Below are 18,733 nucleotides of genomic sequence, written 5' to 3'. Positions count from 1 at the left end.
CCTTGGCCTGCCGTTCAGCGCCGTGATGATCCGCACGCCGCGCCTGCCCATTGGAATTGCGCGCGTTACGTGCCTTCTACCCTGTCTTGTCCTCGCCGCCTGTGAGCCCGGTATTCTTGATCCGGCCGGGCCGATCGCTGCGGGCGAGCGCAGTATCTTTTTCAATTCGCTGGCGGTGATGCTGGCCATCGTCGTGCCGGTGATCATCCTGGCCTTCGCTTTCGGCTGGTGGTTCCGGGCGAGCAACACCCGCGCCAGGCATCTGCCCGAATGGGCTTATTCGGGGCGGCTGGAGCTTCTGGTCTGGTCGATCCCGGCGCTCGCCATCATGTTCCTGGGCGGCATCGCCTGGATCGGCAGCCATGATCTCGATCCGCCCAAGCCGATCGTGTCGAAGGCTAGGGCGATGACGGTGGAGGTCGTCGCGACCGACTGGAAATGGCTGTTCCTCTATCCCGAACAGGGGATGGCGACGATCAACCGGCTGGTCGTGCCGGTCGGCACACCGGTCAAGTTCCGCATCACCTCGGCAGGCGTGATGAACAGCTTCTTCGTGCCGCAGCTGGGCAGCCAGATCTACGCCATGTCGGGCATGGACTCGACGCTGTACCTGCGCGCGGACAAGGCCGGGCGCTATCGGGGGCTGTCGGCGCATTATAGCGGGGAGGGCTTTGCGGATATGGACTTTTTCGTCGATGCGGTGCCGCAAGCCGATTTCGACCGCTTCGTCGCGACGGCCAAGGCCGGGCAGGGCAAGACGCTCGACTGGGCCGAGTTCGTCGCGATGGCGCACCCCAGCCGCAATGTCCGCCCCGCCAGCTATCCCCGGCTCCAGCCCGGCCTTTACGATCAGATCGTCATGAGAAACGGCGCGCCCGAGGGTGAGCAGGCCAAGGACGGGCGCGAGCAATGAGCCTGACCGGCAAGCTGGGCTGGGACTCGATCCCGTTCCACGAACCGCTGCCCCTGGTGTCGGCGGGCGTCATCGGCCTGGTGCTGCTGGGCGTGTTCGTCTGGGTGTGGCGGCGCGGGCATCTGCCCTACATCTGGAGCGAGTGGATCACGAGCGTCGACCACAAGCGGATCGGCGTCATGTACTGTCTGCTGGCGGGCGTCATGCTGCTGCGCGGATTTTCCGATGCGCTGCTGATGCGGTCGCAACAGGCGATCGCGTACGGCAATGAGGGCTATCTGCCGCCCGACCATTACGACCAGATTTTCTCGGCGCACGGCACGATCATGATCTTCTTCGTGGCGATGCCGTTCATGATCGGACTGATGAACTTCGTCGTGCCGTTGCAACTGGGCGTGCGCGACGTGGCGTTTCCGACGCTCAATTCGGTCAGCTTCTGGCTGACGTGCAGCGGCGCGCTGCTCATCAATATGAGCCTGGTCATTGGCGAGTTCGCCAAGACCGGCTGGCTGGTCTATCCGCCGCTGTCCGAGCTGCGCTTCTCGCCCGGTGTCGGCGTCGATTATTATCTGTGGGCGCTGCAGATATCCGGGATGGGGACGCTGCTGTCCGGCGTGAACCTCGTCACCACCATCCTGAAGATGCGCGCGCCCGGCATGGGCTATAGCCGGATGCCGATGTTCACCTGGACGTCGCTGGCCTCCAACCTACTGATCGTCGCGGCCTTTCCGGTGCTGACCGCCGTGCTGGCGATGCTGATCCTCGACCGTTATCTCGGCTTCCACTTCTTTACCCCGGAAGCGGGCGGAAACCAGATGATGTTCGTCAACCTCATCTGGGCCTGGGGCCACCCTGAGGTCTATATCTTGATCCTGCCTGCGTTTGGCGTGTTTTCGGAGATCATCTCGACCTTCTCGTCCAAGCCGCTCTTCGGCTACCGATCGATGGTCATTGCGACCATGGTGATCTGCATCCTGTCCTTCATGGTCTGGCTGCACCATTTCTTCACCATGGGGGCTGGGGCCGATGTGAACGGCTTTTTCGGCATCACGACGATGATTATCGCGGTGCCGACGGGGGTGAAGGTCTTCAACTGGCTGTTCACCATGTATGGCGGGCGCATTCGCTATACGTCGATGATGCTGTGGTCGATCGGGTTCATCGTGACCTTCGTGATCGGCGGCATGACCGGCGTGATGCTGGCGGTGCCCCCGGCCGATTTCGTGCTGCACAACTCGCTGTTCCTGGTCGCGCATTTCCATAACGTCATCATCGGCGGGGTGCTGTTCGGTGCCTTTGCGGGCTTCACCTTCTGGTTCCCCAAGATGTTCGGCTTCACGCTGGACGAGACCTGGGGGAAGCGTGCGTTCTGGTTGTGGCTGAGCGGTTTCTACCTCGCCTTCATGCCGCTCTATGTGCTGGGTCTGATGGGCATGACGCGGCGGATGCAGCATTATGACGTGCCGGGGTGGCATCCCTGGCTGATCGCGGCGGGTGTTGGCGCGCTGCTGATCCTGGGCGGCATCGCGTGCCAGGTCATGATGCTGTATGTCTCGATCAAGACGCGGAAAGACCGGATCGACGAGAGCGGCGACCCCTGGGACGGACGCACGCTGGAGTGGATCACCAGTTCGCCGCCGCCGGCCTTTAACTTCGCCGTACTGCCCGATGTGAAGGGCGAGGAAGCCTATTGGGGCATCAAGGCGAAGGCGCGCGAGAATCGCCGTCTGTCCGACCGCCCCGATTACGAACCGATCGAGATGCCGCGAAATTCGCCGACGGGGATCGTGACCGCCTTTTTCGCCACCGCCATGGGCTTTGCGCTGATCTGGCATATCTGGTGGCTTGTGGTGCTGGGCTTCTTCGGCGCATGGGGGACGTTCATCGTCTTCGCGTGGCGCGACAAGGCGGAATATGAAATCCCGGTCGAGGAGGTCGAGCGGCTCGATCAGGCCCGCCGCCGCAGCAAGGCGACCCTGCTCGACCTGCCCGAAGAGGCGCTGTCATGACGGCGCAGACCCATGATCCCAACAAGCTGGGCCGCGCCACCGAGCCGAACCCGGACGGCCCCGCGCCCAAGCGGGTGGTGGTGTCCTATGGCTTCTGGATATTCCTGCTGTCGGACTTCATCCTGTTCGCGTGCTTCTTCGCCGGATATGCGGTGTTGAAGGATGCGACGGCGGGCGGGCCATCGGGCAAGGAGTTGTTCGAGCTAAAGCTGGTCGAGGCGGAGACGGTGCTGCTGCTCCTGTCCAGCTTCGCCTGCGGGCTGGCGGGGATCGCAACGCTGGCGCGCGACATGCGCTGGTTCCAGATCGCAATGGCGGCGACCGGATTGCTTGGTGCAGGGTTTCTGGCGCTGGAGTCTTACGAGTTTCTCCACCTGATCGGTGAGGGCCATGGCCCGGGGCGCAGCGCGTTCCTGTCGGCCTTTTTCGCGTTGGTCGGGTGCCATGGGCTGCACGTTCTGCTGGGGATGCTCTGGCTGACGACGATGATGGCGCAGGCCTGGGCCAAGGGGTTCCGCAAGGACATATTGCGCCGCATCCTGTGCTTCAGCCTGTTCTGGCACGCGCTCGACATCATCTGGGTGGCGCTGTTCACCATGGTCTATCTGATGGGAATGCGGGGATGAGCGAGCGGCCCGACGAGGAAATGGCGCGCGACGAAACCGCGCCCGGCGAGGATGCCGAGCGGGATTCGATCGTCGGCGGCATCCGCAGCTACGCGATCGGCCTGGTCGCGGCGGCGATCCTGACGGCGGCATCGTTCGCGCTCGTCCAGTTCGACATCGTCTGGGGCCCCGCCGTGCCCGCCGCGCTGGTCGCGCTGGCGATTGGGCAGATGGGCGTGCATCTGGTCTTCTTCCTCCACATCACGACCGGGCCGGACAACAGCAACAATGTGCTGGCGCTGTTGTTCGGCATCCTGATCGTCGCGCTGGTGCTGCTCGGGTCCATCTGGATCATGGGGCATCTGAACCACAATCTGATGGGACCGATGGCGACGCCGTGAGCAAGGGTTAAGCCCCTCCCCTTCAGGGGAGGGGTTGGGGTGGGGACTATCCACTTGCCGTTCGCCTGTTGCAGCGCCCCACCCCCGGCCCCTCCCCTGAAGGGGAGGAGAGCGTTTAAGTTCAGCTTTCCAGCATTCGGCCCCGGATGGCAGAGACGCCACGCTTATGGTCGAAGCGCAGTATCAGGCTCTCGTCGCCGACCGGCAGGTGCAAGGCAAAACCATCGCCTTCCCAGTCTTCCGGCGTCATCGCATCACCGGACAGGTTGCGCCACTCCGCCTTATCCAGCCAGTCCGTCCAGTCGAGCGGCGTCTCCCGGCGAAAGGCGCTCAGCGCCGCAACAAAATCCTCCAATGCCTCGTCGCGGTTTCCCCAGTCGAGCCACGTAGTCTCGTTATCTTGGGCATAGCCGTTATTGTTGCCCCGCTGGCTGCGGCCGAATTCGTCGCCGGCGGTCAGCATCGGAGTGCCGCGTGACAGGAACAGCGCCGCCAGCATCGCACGGACCGAGCGGATACGCGCCGCGCTTATGGCGGGATCGTCGGTCTGGCCTTCCTGTCCATGGTTCCAGGACACCTCGTCACCATGCCCGTCGCGATTGTCCTCGCCATTGGCGTGGTTGTGGCGCTGGGCATAGGCGGTCAGGTCGGCGAGCGTGAAGCCGTCATGCGCCGCGACGAAATTGACCGAGCGGCTGGCAGGGCCGGTAAAGACATCCGCCGACCCCGCGATCCGCGTCGCCAGATCGCCGCTGCGTCCGTCGCCGCGCCAGAAGCGGCGTACCTGATCGCGGTACTTGTCGTTCCACTCCAGCCAATGCTCGGGGAAGTGGCCGAGCTGGTATCCGCCGGGGCCGATGTCCCAGGGCTCGGCGATCATGATGCGGGTCGAGAGGATCGGATCGGCGGCGATCTCGGCGAAGATGGGGGCATGGGCGTCGAAGCCCGGCCCGCGGGCCAGCACCGGGGCCAGGTCGAAGCGGAAGCCGTCCACCCCCGCTCTCGCGAAATGGCGAAGCGTGTCGAGGATCATTGCGTGCACGCTCGGTCGGCTGGCGTCGAGCGTGTTGCCGGTGCCCGCATCGTTGATGAGCGTGCCATCGGGGGCATGCGCATAGGCGTCCGGATCAAGGCCCCGGAAGGACAGCGTGCCGCCCTGCACGTCGCTCTCGCCCATATGGTTGAAGACGAGGTCGAGGATGACGCCGATCCCGGCCTCGCGCAGCGTCGCGACGGTGGCGACCAGTTCGGCGACGCCGCCAGGCACCCGCTCGGGGCAGAGCGCCATCGGTACGACCGGGTTATAACCCCAGGCGTTGCGCAGCCCGAGCGGCGGCAGGTGCCGTTCGTCGATGGCGGCGGTGATCGGCATGAGTTCGACCGCGGCGACGCCCAGCTTGCGGAGGTGATCCACCACCGCCGGATGCGCCAGCGCCGCCACTGTGCCGCGCTGCTCCGGGGGGATGGCGGGATGGCGCATGGTGAAGCCGCGCACGTTGAGTTCGTAGATCAGTCCGCCCGGTCGGAATAGCGGCGGGGCGGGGCTGGCAGCCGGCGCGGCGATCATGCGGGCACGGGGGACGATGTCGGCCGTGTTCTCGCCATAGGTCGCGAGCCGTGGAGACTGGACGAAGGGGCGGTCGAGTTCGAGCGCGTAAGGATCGACCAGCAATTTGGCGGGGTCGAACCAGAGATTACGCGCCGGGTCGTAACGTCCGTGCGCGCGATAGCCATAGAGGTGGTCGGTGCCGGGGACGATGACGCTCCACACGTCTCCGTCGCGCGTCATGGCGATGCGGTGTTCGTCGGGGCCTTCGAACAGGCAAAGCTCCACCCGCTCGGCGGTCGAGCGCACGGCGAAGCGGGTGCCGCCGGGGACAGGCGTCGCGCCGAGAGGTAAGGCAAGCTGATTCGTCATGGTGACAGCATTGCAATTCCTCCCCTGTAAGGGGAGGGGGACCAGCGTAGCATGGTGGAGGGGTGTCCTCGCTGATGGTGACACCCCTCCGTCAGTCCTGCGGACTGCCACCTCCCCTTGCAGGGGAGGAATGATGGGGGTTAGGTCACCACATCGGGTTCGGTGCGGCCGGTATGCCGGGTGATCCCGGCGATCTCGTCCGCCGCCTGGATAATGTCGGCGAGCATGTCCCGCGTCTCGTGGTCGAGTTGGTCGGCCGAGTACCGCTCGAGATAGACACGCAACGTCGCGCCGCTGGTGCCGGTGCCCGACAGGCGGAACACGACACGGCTGCCGCCCTGGAACAGGATGCGGATGCCCTGGTTGCGGCTGACCGAGTGATCGGTCGGGTCGGTATAGGCGAAGTCGTCCGCCGTCTCGACCGTCAAGCCCGCGAAACTCTCGCCCGGCAGGGTCGCCAGCTTGCCGCGCAGATCGGCCATCAGTGCATCGGCGCGCTCGCTCTCGACGCCCTCATAATCGTGGCGGGCATAATAATTGCGGCCATAGGTCGCCCAATGATCGCGGGCGATCTGGTCGACCGACTTGCCCGACGCGGCGAGGATGTTGAGCCAGAGCAGCACGGCCCACAGTCCGTCCTTCTCGCGCACATGGTCCGAACCGGTGCCAGCGCTCTCCTCGCCGCAGATCGTCGCCATGTCGGCATCGAGCAGGTTGCCGAAGAACTTCCACCCCGTCGGCGTCTCGTAGGCGGGGATGCCCAACTTCTCAGCCACGCGGTCGGCGGCGGCGCTGGTCGGCATGGAGCGCGCGATACCCTTGAGGCCACCGGCATAGGCGGGCGCCAGATGCGCGTTGGCCGCCAGCATCGCCAGGCTGTCCGACGGCGTGATGAAGCGCCCGCGCCCGATGATGAGGTTGCGGTCGCCGTCCCCGTCCGACGCCGCGCCGAAATCGGGCGCGTCCGGGGCCATCATGCGGTCGTACAGTTCCTTGGCGTGGACCAGATTGGGGTCGGGGTGATGCCCGCCGAAATCGGGAAGCGGCGTGCCGTTCTTCACCGTGTCGGGCGCGAAGCCGAGGCGCTTTTCCAGGATCTCGATCGCATAGGGGCCGGTGACGGCGCTCATCGCGTCGAACGACATGGTGAAGCCGCCCTCGACCGCGCGACGGATCGCGGCGAAGTCGAACAGGCTTTCCATCAGCGCGGCATAATCGGCGACCGAGTCGATCACCTCGACCGTCATGTCACCCATCGTCACCTCGCCCAGCGTATCGAGGTCGATGTCCGCCGCCTCGACGGTCAGCCAGCGGCTGATCGACTTGGTGTTGGCGTGGATCGCGTCGGTCACCTTCTCCGGCGCAGGGCCGCCATTGGCGATATTGTACTTGATGCCGAAATCCTCGTCCGGACCGCCCGGATTGTGGCTGGCCGACAGGACCAGGCCGCCCAAGGCTTTGCGCTGCCGGATCACGTTGCTCGCCGCCGGGGTCGACAGGATGCCGCCCTGGCCGACCACGACGCGGGCAAAGCCGTTGGCGGCGGCCATGCGGATCGCTACCTGGATCACCTCACGGTTCAGGAAGCGGCCGTCGCCGCCGATCACCAGCGTCTGACCGGTCTTCTCGTCGCCCAGCGCGTCGAATACCGACTGGACGAAATTCTCGGCATAATTGGGTTGCTGAAAGACACGCACCTTCTTGCGCAGGCCCGAGGTGCCGGGCTTCTGGTCGGGATAGGGCGTGGTCGCGACGGTCTTGATCATTGGTCCCCCAGGACGGAACGATAGAGTTCGGCATAGTGGCGGCCGCTATGGTGCCAGCTATAGTCGGCATTCATGCCATTCACCTGAATGGTACGCCATTGGTCTTGATTGGCGTACAGTCTCATAGTGCGACGCAGCACCGCGACGATGTTGTCGGCGGTGACATTGTCGAACTGAAGTCCGGTCGCGACGCCGGTCGCCAATGCGGCCTCGTTGGCGTCGATGATCGTGTCGGCCAGTCCCCCGGTGCGCGCGACCACGGGCACGCAGCCATAGGCCAGCGCGTAGAGCTGGGTCAGCCCGCACGGCTCGAACCGTGAGGGGATGACGATCGCGTCGCACCCGCCCTGCAGCAGATGCGAGACCGGCTCGTCATAGCCGATCCGCACCGCGACGCGGCCGGGATGGCGGAGGGCGGCGGTGGCGAAGGCGATCTCCAGCGCCGGGTCACCGGTGCCCAGCACCACCAGCCGCCCGCCCATCGCCACCAGGTCGTCGATCACCTCGACCAGCACGTCCATGCCCTTTTGCCAGGTCAGGCGGCTGATGACGGTGAAGATCGGGCTGTCGTCCGTGTCCAGCCCGAACGCCGTCTCGACCGCGCGTTTGTTGGCGATGCGATCGTCGAGCGTCTCGACGGTGAAGGGCGCGGGCAGCGCGGCGTCGGCCTTGGGGCTCCAGATGGCGGGGTCGATGCCGTTGACGATGCCGCTGACGCATTCGGCGCGCGCGGCGATCAGGCCTTCGAGGCCCATGCCATACTGCACCCGGTGGATTTCCTCGGAATAGGTTGGGCTGACCGTGGTGATCGCATCCGCCGTGCGCAGGCCCGCCTTCAGATAGCCGATCTGGCCATAATATTCGACGCCGTCGACCGACCATGCCTCGGGCGGCAGGCCCAGATCGGGGAAATGGTGCGCCGCGAACGAGCCCTGGAAGGCGATATTGTGGATGGTGACGATGCTCTTGGCGACCTTGCCGGGGCCAGGTGCGTAATGAAGGAAGGCCGGGGCCAACGCCGCCTGCCAGTCATGCGCATGGAGCAGGTCGAAGTCGTAGCCCGGCACCGCGCCCGAGGCGAGGTCGGCGCCCGTGCGCGCCAGCACCGCAAAGCGCCGCCAATTGTCGTGCCAGTCATTGCCGTCCGCATCGACATAGGGCAGCCCGCCCCGCTCCCAAAGCTGGGGCGCGTCGATGACCAGCAGGCGGTGGGTGCCGATCATCGCCTCGCGCAACCAGGCGTCGGTGCCGATGATGTGCGTCCAGTGATGGACGCGGGGTGCATCCTCGCCGATCGCGCGCATGACCTTCGGATAACCGGGGATCAGCGTGGTGACGGCGATGTCGTGTGGCGCCAGGGCCTCGGGCAGCGCGCCGACGACATCGGCCAGACCGCCGGTCTTGATGAGCGGAAACGCCTCCGAGGCGACCGACAGGACGGAAAGGGTCATGGGGACTTTCAGTTGGCCAGACGGTCGATCATCGGCTGGGTGATCAGGCAGATGCCCTTGTCGGTGCGGCGGAAACGGTGGCCGTCGAGCACCGGATCGTCGCCGACCACCAGCCCGTCGGGAATCTTGACGCCGCGATCGAGGATCACGCGCCGCAACCGCGCGCCGCGCCCGATATGGCAGAAGGGCAGGACCACCGCCTCGTCGAGCATCGCGAAGCTGTGGGTGCGAACGCCGGTCGACAGCAGCGAGCGGTGGATCGAGGACCCCGACACGATGCAGTCGCCCGCGACCAGGCTGGCGACCGCCGACCCGCGCCGGCCATCGATGTCATGGACGAACTTGGCGGGCGGGGTGATCTCGGCATAGGTCCAGAGCGGCCAGCTTCGGTCATACAGATCGAGCTGCGGCACCACGTCGGTCAGGTCGAGGCTGGCCTCCCAATAGGCGTCGACCGTGCCGACATCGCGCCAATACGCGCCCGGCTCGTCATGCGAGCGGACGCAGGAGGCGGAGAAGCGGTGCGCCTGCGCTTTGCCGTGTTCGACCAGATAGGGGATGATGTCCTTGCCGAAGTCACGGGCGGAGCCCGGCGTCGCGGCATCCCGGCGCAGCTGCTCGAACAGGAAGGCGGTGCGGAAGACATAGATGCCCAGCGACGCCAGCGACACGCCCGGATTGCCGGGGATGGAGGGCGGATCGGCGGGCTTCTCGACGAAATCGACGATGCGGTCGGTCTCGTCGACATGCATCACGCCGAAGGCGCTGGCCTCTTCGCGGCTGACCTCCAGACAGGCGACGGTGACGTCGGCGCCGCTGTCGCAATGCTGCTGGAGCATCAGCTCATAGTCCATCTTGTAGACATGGTCGCCCGCCAGGATGACCATAAATTCGGGCGCATAGCTTTCGATGATGTCGATATTCTGGAACACCGCGTCGGCGGTGCCCTCATACCATTGGAACTCGCTGATCCGCTGGCTGGCGGGGAGGATGTCGAAGCTCTCGTTGCGCTCGTCGCGCAGGAAGTTCCAGCCGCGTTGGAGGTGACGGATCAGCGAGTGCGCCTTGTACTGGGTCGCCACGCCGATGCGGCGGATGCCCGAATTGATCGCGTTGGACAAAGCGAAGTCGATGATCCGCGCCTTGCCGCCGAAATAGACGGCGGGCTTGGCGCGGGTGTCGGTCAGTTCCATCAGCCGGCTGCCACGGCCGCCCGCCAGCACATAGGCCATGGCATCGCGCGCCAGCGGTTGTCCGCGCCTCAGGTCCATCGTCCGTCTCCCATTCTTCTGTCAGTGTCGCAACGCGCATTCAGGGCGTTGGTATTCGGCTAAAGTCGTGAACCTGGATCAACCGTCGAAGCGCAGGATGACGGTCGCCAGCGGCGGCAGCGTGACCCACGCGGCACCGTCATGCGCATCGACGCCGCCCATATTGCCCAGCCCCGATCCCCAATATTGGGTCGCGTCGGAGTTCAGCACCTCGGTCCAGCGGCCGTCATGGGGCAGGGGCAGGCGGTAGGGGGCGCGGGCGACCGGGGTCATGTTGGCGATGACCGCGACCGGCTTCTCGCCCGGTGCCTTGCGCAGCCAGGCGAAGACCGACTGCGCGCTGTCGTCGGCGACCAGCCATTCGAAGCCCTCGCGCTCGCAATCGCGGGCGTGGAGCGCGGGTGTGTCGCGGTAGAGATGGTTGAGGTCGCGGACCAGCGAGCGGACGCCTTCATGCGAATGGCTGCACCGTAGATGCCAGTCGAGCGGGCGATCCTCCGACCATTCCTCGCGCTGGGCGAATTCCTGGCCCATGAAGAGCAGCTTCTTGCCCGGATAGGCCCACATGAAGGCGTAATAGGCGCGAAGATTGGCGAATTTCTGCCAGTCGTCGCCCGCCATCTTGGTCAGCAGGCTGCCCTTGCCGTGGACCACTTCGTCATGGCTGAGCGGCAGGACGAAATTCTCGTCAAAGGCGTAATGCAGGCCGAACAGGATCTCGCCATGATGGTGCCGCCGATGCACGGGTTCGCGCGCCATGTACTGGAGCGTGTCGTGCATGAAGCCCATGTTCCATTTGAAGCCGAAGCCCAGCCCGCCGTCATGCGCGGGGGCCGAGACGCCCGGCCACGCGGTGGACTCCTCGGCGACGGTGAAGACGCCGGGATGCTGGCCGTAAACCTGCCGGTTGACCTGGCGAAGAAACTCGACCGCTTCCCAATTCTCGCGCCCGCCCTGCTCGTTGGGCACCCACTCGCCGTCCTTGCGGCTGTAATCGCGATAGAGCATCGAGGCGACCGCATCCACGCGGATGCCGTCGATATGATAACGCTCGGGCCAGAACAGCGCGTTGTTGACCAGGAAGCTGGCCACCTCGCGCCGCCCGAAATTATAGATGGCGGTGTTCCAGTCGGGGTGGAAACCCTGGCGCGGGTCCTCATGCTCGTAGAGCGCGGTGCCGTCGAAATGCGACAGGCCATGCGCGTCGGTAGGAAAGTGCGCGGGCACCCAGTCGAGGATCACGCCGATCCCGGCGCGGTGCGCGCCGTCGACGAAACGCGAAAAGCCCTCGACATCGCCGAACCGCGCGGACGGCGCATAGAGTCCGGTCGTCTGATAGCCCCAGCTGGGGTCGTAAGGGTGTTCGGAAATGGGCAGGAATTCGATATGGGTGAAGCCCATATCGACGACGTAAGGGATCAGCCGGTCGGCGAGCGCATCCCAGCTGAGATACCAGCCATTCTCGTCGCGATCCCACGACCCGGCATGGACCTCGTAGATGCTGATCGGCACGCGGCGCGGATCGACGCCCGCCCAATGCTCGCGGTGGGGCGCATCCTGCCAGACATGCTGGGGCGGGGCGGTGGTGATCGAGGCGGTCTTGGGGCGAAGCTCGGCGGCGAAGGCGAAGGGATCGGCCTTCATCGGCTGTTCGGCGCCGTGCGGACCGGTGATCGCGAATTTGTAGGCGCGGCCCTCGCCGATGTCGGGAATGAAGATTTCCCAGACGCCGACGTCCAGGCGGCGGCGCATGACGTGGCGGCCGGGATTCCAGTCGTTGAAGTCGCCGACGACCGCCACCCGCTCGGCATTCGGCGCCCAGACGGCGAAGTGGACACCCGCCACGCCCTGATGCGCGATCAGGTGCGCGCCCATCTTGTCATAGAGGCGGAAGTGATTGCCTTCGCCCATCAGGAAGTCGTCGAGGGGCCCAAGCACGGGGCCGAAGCTGTAGGGGTCGGTGATCCACCATTCCGCCCCGTGCCCGCGCGCGCGGTATTTCACGGGCTGGACGGGGCCCTCGATCACGCCCTCGAACAGGCCGCGCGGGTCGACGCTTTCCAATTCGCCCAGCGCCAGGCCGGACAGGTCGAAGGCGGTGACCGCCTCCGCGCCCGGCACCAGCGCCCGCAGGAACGTGCCGCCCGGTCCTTCATGAGGTCCCAGCAACGCGAACGGATCGGCGTTGCGGCCCTCGATCAGGGCATCCAGAGCGGCACGGGGTGGCTTCACATCACGTTCCAGATTTCCTCGGCATATTGCCGGATGGTGCGATCGGAGGAGAACCATCCGACTTTCGCGACATTGTGGATGGCCGAGGTCGCCCAGCCCGCCTGGTCCTGCCAGCGGGTGTCGACCTGGCGCTGCGCGGCGGCATAGGCATCGAAATCGGCGGCGACCATGAACCAGTCGCCGTCATACAGCCCGCCCATCAGCCCGGCATAACGGCCGGGATCGTCGGGCGAGAACACGCCCGAGGCGATGGCGGAGACGGCCTGACGCAACTCCGGGCTGCCCTCGATCACCGCGCGCGGATTGTAACCGTCGCGGCGCTTGGCGGCAACCTCGTCGGCGGTCAGGCCGAAGATGACGATATGATCGTCACCGACATGCTCCTTGATCTCGACATTGGCGCCGTCGAGCGTGCCGATGGTGAGCGCGCCGTTCAGCGCGAACTTCATGTTGCCGGTGCCCGACGCCTCCATGCCCGCGGTCGAGATCTGTTCGGACAGATCGGCGGCGGGAATGATCTTCTCGGCCAGGCTAACATTGTAGTTGGGGACGAAGCCGACCTTCAGCAGATGACCGACGCTCGGGTCCGAATTGACGCGGCGGGCGACGTCATTGGCCAGTTTGATGACCAGCTTGGCATTGTGATAGCTCGACGCCGCTTTCCCGGCGAACAGCTTGACGCGCGGCGTCCAGTCTCGCTCGGGATGGCTGCGGATCTGGTCGTACAGCGCCACCGTCTCGATGATGTTGAGCAGCTGGCGCTTATATTCGTGGATGCGTTTGATCTGGACGTCGAACAGCGCATCGGGGTCCACGCGCAACCCGGTCGACTCTCTAAGATAATTTGCCAGCCCCACCTTGTTGGAACGTTTGATCTTCAGAAAGCGTTCCCTGAAATTCGCGTCTTGCGCAAATTCCGTGAGCGCTATCAATTTTTCCGCGTCATCCTCGAATTCCGGCCCGATCGCCTCGCGGATCAGCGCGGTCAGTTGCGGATTGCATTGTCGCAGCCAGCGGCGCGGGGTGATGCCGTTGGTCTTGTTGTTGATCCGCGTCGGATAGAGGTGGTGCAGGTCGGCGAAGACCGTCTGCTTCATGAGTTCGGTGTGGAGCGCGGCGACGCCGTTGACGCTGTGGCTGCCCGCAAAGGCCAGGTTCGCCATGCGCACCCGCCGCTCGCCGCCCTCGTCGATCAGGCTGATTGCGGCGATGGCGCGGTCGTCCATCCCTTCGACCGCCCGCGCCTCACGCAGCAGCTTGGCGTTGATCGCATAGATCAGCTGCATGTGACGCGGCAGCAACCGCTCGAACAGATGCAGCGGCCAGCTTTCCAGTGCCTCGGGCAGCAGCGTGTGGTTGGTATAGCCGAAGGTGCGCCGGGTGATGTCCCACGCCTGTTCGAAGCCCAGGTCGTGATGATCGACCAGCAGGCGCATCAACTCGGCGACCGACACCGCCGGGTGGGTGTCATTCAGCTGGATCGCGGCCTTGTCGGGAAGCGTGCGGATGTCGTGGAAATACTGGATGTGCCGGCGGACGATGTCCTGGATCGAGGCGGAGGAGAAGAAATATTCCTGCCGCAGCCGCAGTTCCTGACCCGCCGGCGAGCTGTCGGACGGGTAGAGGACGCGGACCAGCGTTTCCGCCGCCAGCTGTCCGGCGAGCGCGCCGGTATAGTCGCCCGCGTTGAAGCGATCGAGCCGGATGGGATCGATCGCCTGCGCGGTCCAGAGGCGCAGTGTGTTGACCCGCTTGCCGCGCCAGCCGACGACGGGGGTGTCGACCGCGATCGCCTCGATCGCCTCGGCGGGTTTCCAGTGGACCGCACCCGTCTCGGTGCCCACCACCTCGCCGCCGAAGCCGACGAAATAGGCGCTCTCGCGGCGTTCGAACTCCCAGGGGTTGCCGTGGCTCAGCCAGGTTTCGGGCAGCTCGACCTGCCAGCCATCATCGATCCGCTGGCGGAACATGCCGTTCACATAGCGGATGCCATAGCCATAGGCGGGCAGGTCGAGGCTGGCGAGGCTCTCCATGAAGCACGCCGCCAGCCGTCCCAGGCCGCCATTGCCCAGTGCCGCGTCGGGTTCGATTTCCTCCAGATCGGCGAGATCGACGCCCAGCGTCTGGAGCGCGCCCGCCACCTGCGCCATGACGCCCATGTTCGACAGCGCGTCGCGCAGCAGCCGGCCGATCAGGAATTCCAGGCTGAGATAATAGACGCGCTTGGCGCCCGCCGCATGGGCTTCGCGGGTGGAGGCCATCCAGCGTTCGATGATGTCGTTGCGGACGGTCAGGATGGTCGCGGCCAGCCAGTCGTGCGGCCGCGCATTGGCGGCATCCTTGCCGATCCGGTGCACCAGCGTGTCGACGATCGCGTCGGCCAGCGGGCCGGTGTCGTCGACGTGCAGGGTGGTGATGGTCGTCGTCATTGATTCGGGCGTCCCTGTCGGTCCAGTCGCGCCCAGCTTAGCCGCGTAAGGGGTGAAGTCACGCGGCATTCCTTCGCAATTGCGAAAAGCGATCAGCCCGTCGCCAGGCCCCATAGCAGCGTCAGATTAAGCCCGATGATGATGGCCGCAATGATCCAGGCTAATATCCGCAACCAGACGGGGCTGGCGAACGGCCCCATCATCCCTTTGTTCGCGGTGAAGCGGACTAGCGGCACCACCGCGAAGGGAAGCTGGAGACTGAGGATCACCTGGCTGAGGACCAGCAGCTTGGTCGCGCCCGCCTGACCGCTGGCGCCGACGACCAGCACGGCGGGGATGATGGCGAGGCCGCGGGTGATCAGCCGCCGCAGCCAGGGCGCGAGCCGCAGGTCTAGAAAGCCCTCCATCACGATCTGTCCCGCCAGCGTCCCCGTGACGGTCGAGTTCTGCCCCGAGGCGAGCAGCGCCACGCCGAATACCACGCTCGCCGCGCCCGCGCCCAGCATCGGGGCGAGCAGGCGGTAGGCCTGGTCGATCTCCGCCACATCGGTGCGCCCCGCGACATGGAAGGTTGCGGCGGCGACGATCAGGATCGCGGCGTTGATAAAGAAGGCGAAGAACAGCGCGACCGTGCTGTCGATCGTCGCCATCTTGATCGCATCGCGCTTGCCATTCTCGGATTCGTCGAAGGCGCGGGTCTGCACCACCGAGGAGTGGAGGTAGAGATTGTGCGGCATCACGGTGGCACCAAGGATGCCGATCGCGATGTAGAGCATCGCCGGGTCGGTCACGATGCGCGTCGTCGGGATGAAGCCCGCCATCACCGCGCCGGGGTCGGGACGTGAGGCAATCAGCTCATAGAGGAAACAGCCGCCGATGATGAGGAGGAGCGCGATGATGAACGCCTCGACCTTGCGGAACCCGTAACGCTGGAGCGCGAGGATCAGGAAGACGTCGAACCCGGTGATCAGCACGCCCCAGACCAGCGGCAGGTCGAACAGCAATTGCAGCGCGATGGCGGTGCCCAGCACCTCGGCCAGGTCGCAGGCGATGATGGCGATCTCGCAGAGCAGCCACAGGATGCGCGAGACGGGCTTGGAATAGGCCGCCCGGCACGCTTGGGCCAGGTCCAGCCCGGCGGCGATGCCCAGCCGCGCCGACAGCGCCTGCAGGATCATCGCCATGATGTTGGACAAGAGAATGACCGACAACAGCGCATAGCCATAGGCCGAACCGCCCGCGATGTCGGTCGCCCAGTTGCCGGGGTCCATATAGCCGACCGCGACCAGATAGCCGGGTCCGGCAAAGGCGAACAATCGCCGCAGGAAGGACGCGCCCTCCGGAATGGCGATCGAACGATGGCTTTCGGCAAGCGAGCGGGTGGCGGGCGTGGCTACGGTCATCGACCGCGAGGTGTGGCGGAGTTTGGGCTAGGCGACAACCCGCCAATGCGTTGTGGGGAGCTGTTTGGCGAGGGTTCTTAATTCCTCCCCTGCAAGGGGAGGTGGCGCGCGTAGCGCGTCGGAGGGGTGTCGCGCTCTCGATAGGGGGGGGCACCCCTCCGTCAGGCCTTCGGCCTGCCACCTCCCCTTGCAAGGGAGGAATTACAGCGAGGTTCCCACCACCGCGCAGGCCAGCGCCATCAGCAACCCGGCGAAACGGTTCGACCGGAACCGGTACAGTGCGCCCGCGCCGTCCTCCGGCCGCAGCGTGATCACCTGCCACGCCAGATGCAGCGCCACCGGCACCAGCGCCAGAACCGCCAGCACGTCGGGTCGCACCAGCCAGATCGCCCCCGCCCAGCACAATATCGCCGCCAGGTAGAACGCGCCCACGCCCGGCTTTACATGCGCGCCCATGCGCAGCGCCGAGGAGCGCACGCCGATCAGCGCATCGTCCTCGCGGTCCTGTAGCGCATAGATGGTGTCATAGCCGATCACCCAGGCGATCGACCCGGCATAGAGCAGCCAGAGCGGTGCGGAAAGTTCGCCCGCCACCTCGGCCCAGCCGACCAGCGCTGCCCAGCTGAACACCATGCCCAGCCAGGCCTGCGGCCACCAGGTGATCCGCTTCATGAAGGGGTAGGCCGCGACGGGCGCCAGGCTGGCCACCGCGACGATCGCGGCGAGCGGGCGCAGCTGCACCAGCACGATCAGGCCGATCAGGCACAGCGCGACCAGCCAGATCGCCGCCAGCTTCACCGAGACCAGCCCCGAGGGGATCGGCCGCGCCCGTGTCCGTGCGACCTTGGCATCCAGATCGCGGTCGACGATGTCGTTGAACACGCAGCCCGCACCGCGCATCGCGATCGACCCGAGCAGGAACCACAGGACCAGCGGCCAGCGCTCGGGCAGCCCGCCGGCCAGCGCGATCGCCCAGACGCCGGGCCAGAACAGCAGCCACCAGCCGATCGGCCGATCCAGCCGCGCCAGCAGCGCCAGCCCGCGCCACCGGGGCGGCAGCCGCCCGACCAGTCCCTTATGCTCGCTATCGGGTACGATCTCGATCGTCATGGCGCGGGCCTATGGGGGCGGGTGTCACCATGCAAGGGGGTATGGACTAGGCGACAGGTGTATCAACCCTGGTCAATCGCGCCGCATGGCCGTGACAAAGCCGCTCCGCCGGCGATCACCGATGCGCTAGGCCCCGCTGCCAGATGATGGGCCGTGACGGTGGGGAACGATGATGCAGGGGTTGATCCAGCGAATAGCGCGGCATGGCCGCTTCCGGCTCGGGCAGATGGCGGAGGCGTCGATCGTGCTGCGCGCCCGGCGCCTGATCGACCGGTCCGACGCCCGTCACACCCCGGTTCGGATCGAGGGCGTCGAGCGGCTGTGCAACCCCAGCATCCTGCGCACGCTCGGTCGGGGCGAGGGCGCCTGGACCGTCATGGTGCGCAGCCCCAATTACCGGATGCTGTCGGACGGCGCCTATATCGTGCCCGGCGGGATCGAATGTTTGTCGTCGGACAATTGGCTGCTCGGTTATGACGAGGATCTGACGCTGCGCTCGACGGTCCGGCTGGCGGACGAGGATGCCAAGGCGGCCTCGCCGGATGCGCACAACGGCTTTGAAGATCCCCGCATTTTCGACTGGAACGGGACGCTTTACGGGCTTTGGAGTGCGTGCCGGCTGGGGCCCGATCAGGTCGCGCCCGATGCGCGGGGCGCCAGCAAGCCCAACTGGAACGGCAGCCGCAACGTCATGGCGATCGCGCCCGTCGTGCACGGCGCGATCGGCCGGTCGCTGTCGCTGCCCTCGCCGCATGGCTGCGCCCGCGAAAAGAACTGGATGCCGGCGGTCGACGGCGATCGCCTGATGCTGCTTTACCGGCTGGACCGGATGGAGGTGTACCGGGTCGCCGATGGCGCGCTGGCGCCGGTTCACCGGGCCGACCGGCCGATCCGCCCGCTGGTCGGCTGGTCGGGATCGTCGCAGCTGATCCCGTGGGAGGACGGTTGGCTCTGCGTCGCGCATCTGGCCTGCCGGCAGCTGAAGGCGAGCATCTCCGCCGGCCCCTTCTACCCGCATCGCTTCGTCCGCATATCGCGCGACTGGCGGGTGACGGGGCTGTCCGATCCGTTCTTCTTCGAAAAGCGCGGCGTCGAATTCTGTTCAGGGATGGCGGTCCATGACGGCCGGGTGATCATGTCCTATGGCATCGACGACTCTGCCGCCGCGCTGATGTCGCTGCCCGTCGAGAGCGTCGGGGCGATGATCACGCCGCTATGCTGAGGT

General features: G+C 66.0%; 13 protein-coding genes. 5 read left to right on the top strand and 8 right to left on the bottom strand.

Annotated elements, in window-relative coordinates; translation table 11 throughout:
* The first annotated feature begins 25 nt into the window (after nucleotides 1-25).
* The 4 genes from cyoA to cyoD are packed head-to-tail and all read left to right on the top strand — an operon-like array spanning nucleotide 26 to nucleotide 3,928.
* Nucleotides 26-913 carry a ubiquinol oxidase subunit II gene (gene cyoA / locus ACQHGV_RS12150; protein ID WP_440978374.1) on the top strand — a complete coding sequence of 296 codons (888 nt, stop codon included), beginning with the start codon at nucleotides 26-28 and terminating at the stop codon, nucleotides 911-913.
* Nucleotides 910-2,922, top strand: a complete 2,013-nt coding sequence (gene cyoB / locus ACQHGV_RS12145) for a cytochrome o ubiquinol oxidase subunit I (RefSeq protein ID WP_440978373.1) — start codon at nucleotides 910-912, stop codon at nucleotides 2,920-2,922. The genes cyoA and cyoB overlap by 4 nt, the downstream gene beginning before the upstream one ends.
* A complete protein-coding gene (locus ACQHGV_RS12140; protein ID WP_440978372.1) occupies nucleotides 2,919-3,548 on the top strand; it encodes a cytochrome (ubi)quinol oxidase subunit III in 630 nt (209 codons plus the stop codon). Before cyoB ends, ACQHGV_RS12140 begins: the two co-directional genes overlap by 4 nt.
* Complete coding sequence (cyoD, locus tag ACQHGV_RS12135; RefSeq protein WP_183950353.1) at nucleotides 3,545-3,928, top strand: cytochrome o ubiquinol oxidase subunit IV; 384 nt, start codon at nucleotides 3,545-3,547, stop codon at nucleotides 3,926-3,928. The genes ACQHGV_RS12140 and cyoD overlap by 4 nt, the downstream gene beginning before the upstream one ends.
* Before the next feature lie 121 nt (nucleotides 3,929-4,049).
* Here the strand turns inward: cyoD and glgX are convergent, their stop codons facing one another.
* The 8 genes from glgX to ubiA form a co-directional block, all read right to left on the bottom strand.
* Entirely contained in the window at nucleotides 4,050-5,846 is a 1,797-nt protein-coding gene (glgX, locus tag ACQHGV_RS12130) for a glycogen debranching protein GlgX (protein ID WP_440978371.1), read from the bottom strand.
* A gap of 140 nt (nucleotides 5,847-5,986) precedes the next feature.
* A complete protein-coding gene (locus tag ACQHGV_RS12125; protein WP_440978370.1) occupies nucleotides 5,987-7,612 on the bottom strand; it encodes an alpha-D-glucose phosphate-specific phosphoglucomutase in 1,626 nt (541 codons plus the stop codon).
* Complete coding sequence (gene glgA, locus ACQHGV_RS12120; RefSeq protein ID WP_440978369.1) at nucleotides 7,609-9,063, bottom strand: glycogen synthase GlgA; 1,455 nt, start codon at nucleotides 9,061-9,063, stop codon at nucleotides 7,609-7,611. The genes ACQHGV_RS12125 and glgA overlap by 4 nt, the downstream gene beginning before the upstream one ends.
* Nucleotides 9,064-9,071: 8 nt before the next feature.
* Nucleotides 9,072-10,334, bottom strand: a complete 1,263-nt coding sequence (gene glgC / locus ACQHGV_RS12115) for a glucose-1-phosphate adenylyltransferase (RefSeq protein ID WP_409787462.1) — start codon at nucleotides 10,332-10,334, stop codon at nucleotides 9,072-9,074.
* Nucleotides 10,335-10,412: 78 nt separating this feature from the next.
* Nucleotides 10,413-12,566, bottom strand: a complete 2,154-nt coding sequence (gene glgB / locus ACQHGV_RS12110) for a 1,4-alpha-glucan branching protein GlgB (RefSeq protein WP_440978368.1) — start codon at nucleotides 12,564-12,566, stop codon at nucleotides 10,413-10,415.
* Nucleotides 12,563-14,995 carry a glycogen/starch/alpha-glucan phosphorylase gene (locus ACQHGV_RS12105; protein WP_440978367.1) on the bottom strand — a complete coding sequence of 811 codons (2,433 nt, stop codon included), beginning with the start codon at nucleotides 14,993-14,995 and terminating at the stop codon, nucleotides 12,563-12,565. The genes glgB and ACQHGV_RS12105 overlap by 4 nt, the downstream gene beginning before the upstream one ends.
* Nucleotides 14,996-15,087: 92 nt before the next feature.
* Nucleotides 15,088-16,398, bottom strand: a complete 1,311-nt coding sequence (locus ACQHGV_RS12100; RefSeq protein ID WP_440978366.1) for an Nramp family divalent metal transporter — start codon at nucleotides 16,396-16,398, stop codon at nucleotides 15,088-15,090.
* A gap of 201 nt (nucleotides 16,399-16,599) precedes the next feature.
* Nucleotides 16,600-17,508, bottom strand: coding sequence for a 4-hydroxybenzoate octaprenyltransferase (gene ubiA, locus ACQHGV_RS12095; protein ID WP_440978365.1), 909 nt, complete (start codon nucleotides 17,506-17,508; stop codon nucleotides 16,600-16,602).
* A gap of 169 nt (nucleotides 17,509-17,677) precedes the next feature.
* Between ubiA and ACQHGV_RS12090 the strand changes: the two genes are divergently transcribed.
* Nucleotides 17,678-18,730 (top strand): hypothetical protein, encoded by a 1,053-nt coding sequence (locus ACQHGV_RS12090; protein WP_440978364.1) that lies wholly within the window; start codon nucleotides 17,678-17,680, stop codon nucleotides 18,728-18,730.
* Nucleotides 18,731-18,733 lie beyond the last annotated feature (3 nt).

Source organism: Sphingomonas pseudosanguinis, assembly GCF_052056765.1.
Lineage (GTDB): Bacteria > Pseudomonadota > Alphaproteobacteria > Sphingomonadales > Sphingomonadaceae > Sphingomonas > Sphingomonas pseudosanguinis.
The sequence above is the reverse complement of the archived record's forward strand: the minus strand, read 5'-3'. Positions and strand labels throughout refer to the sequence as shown.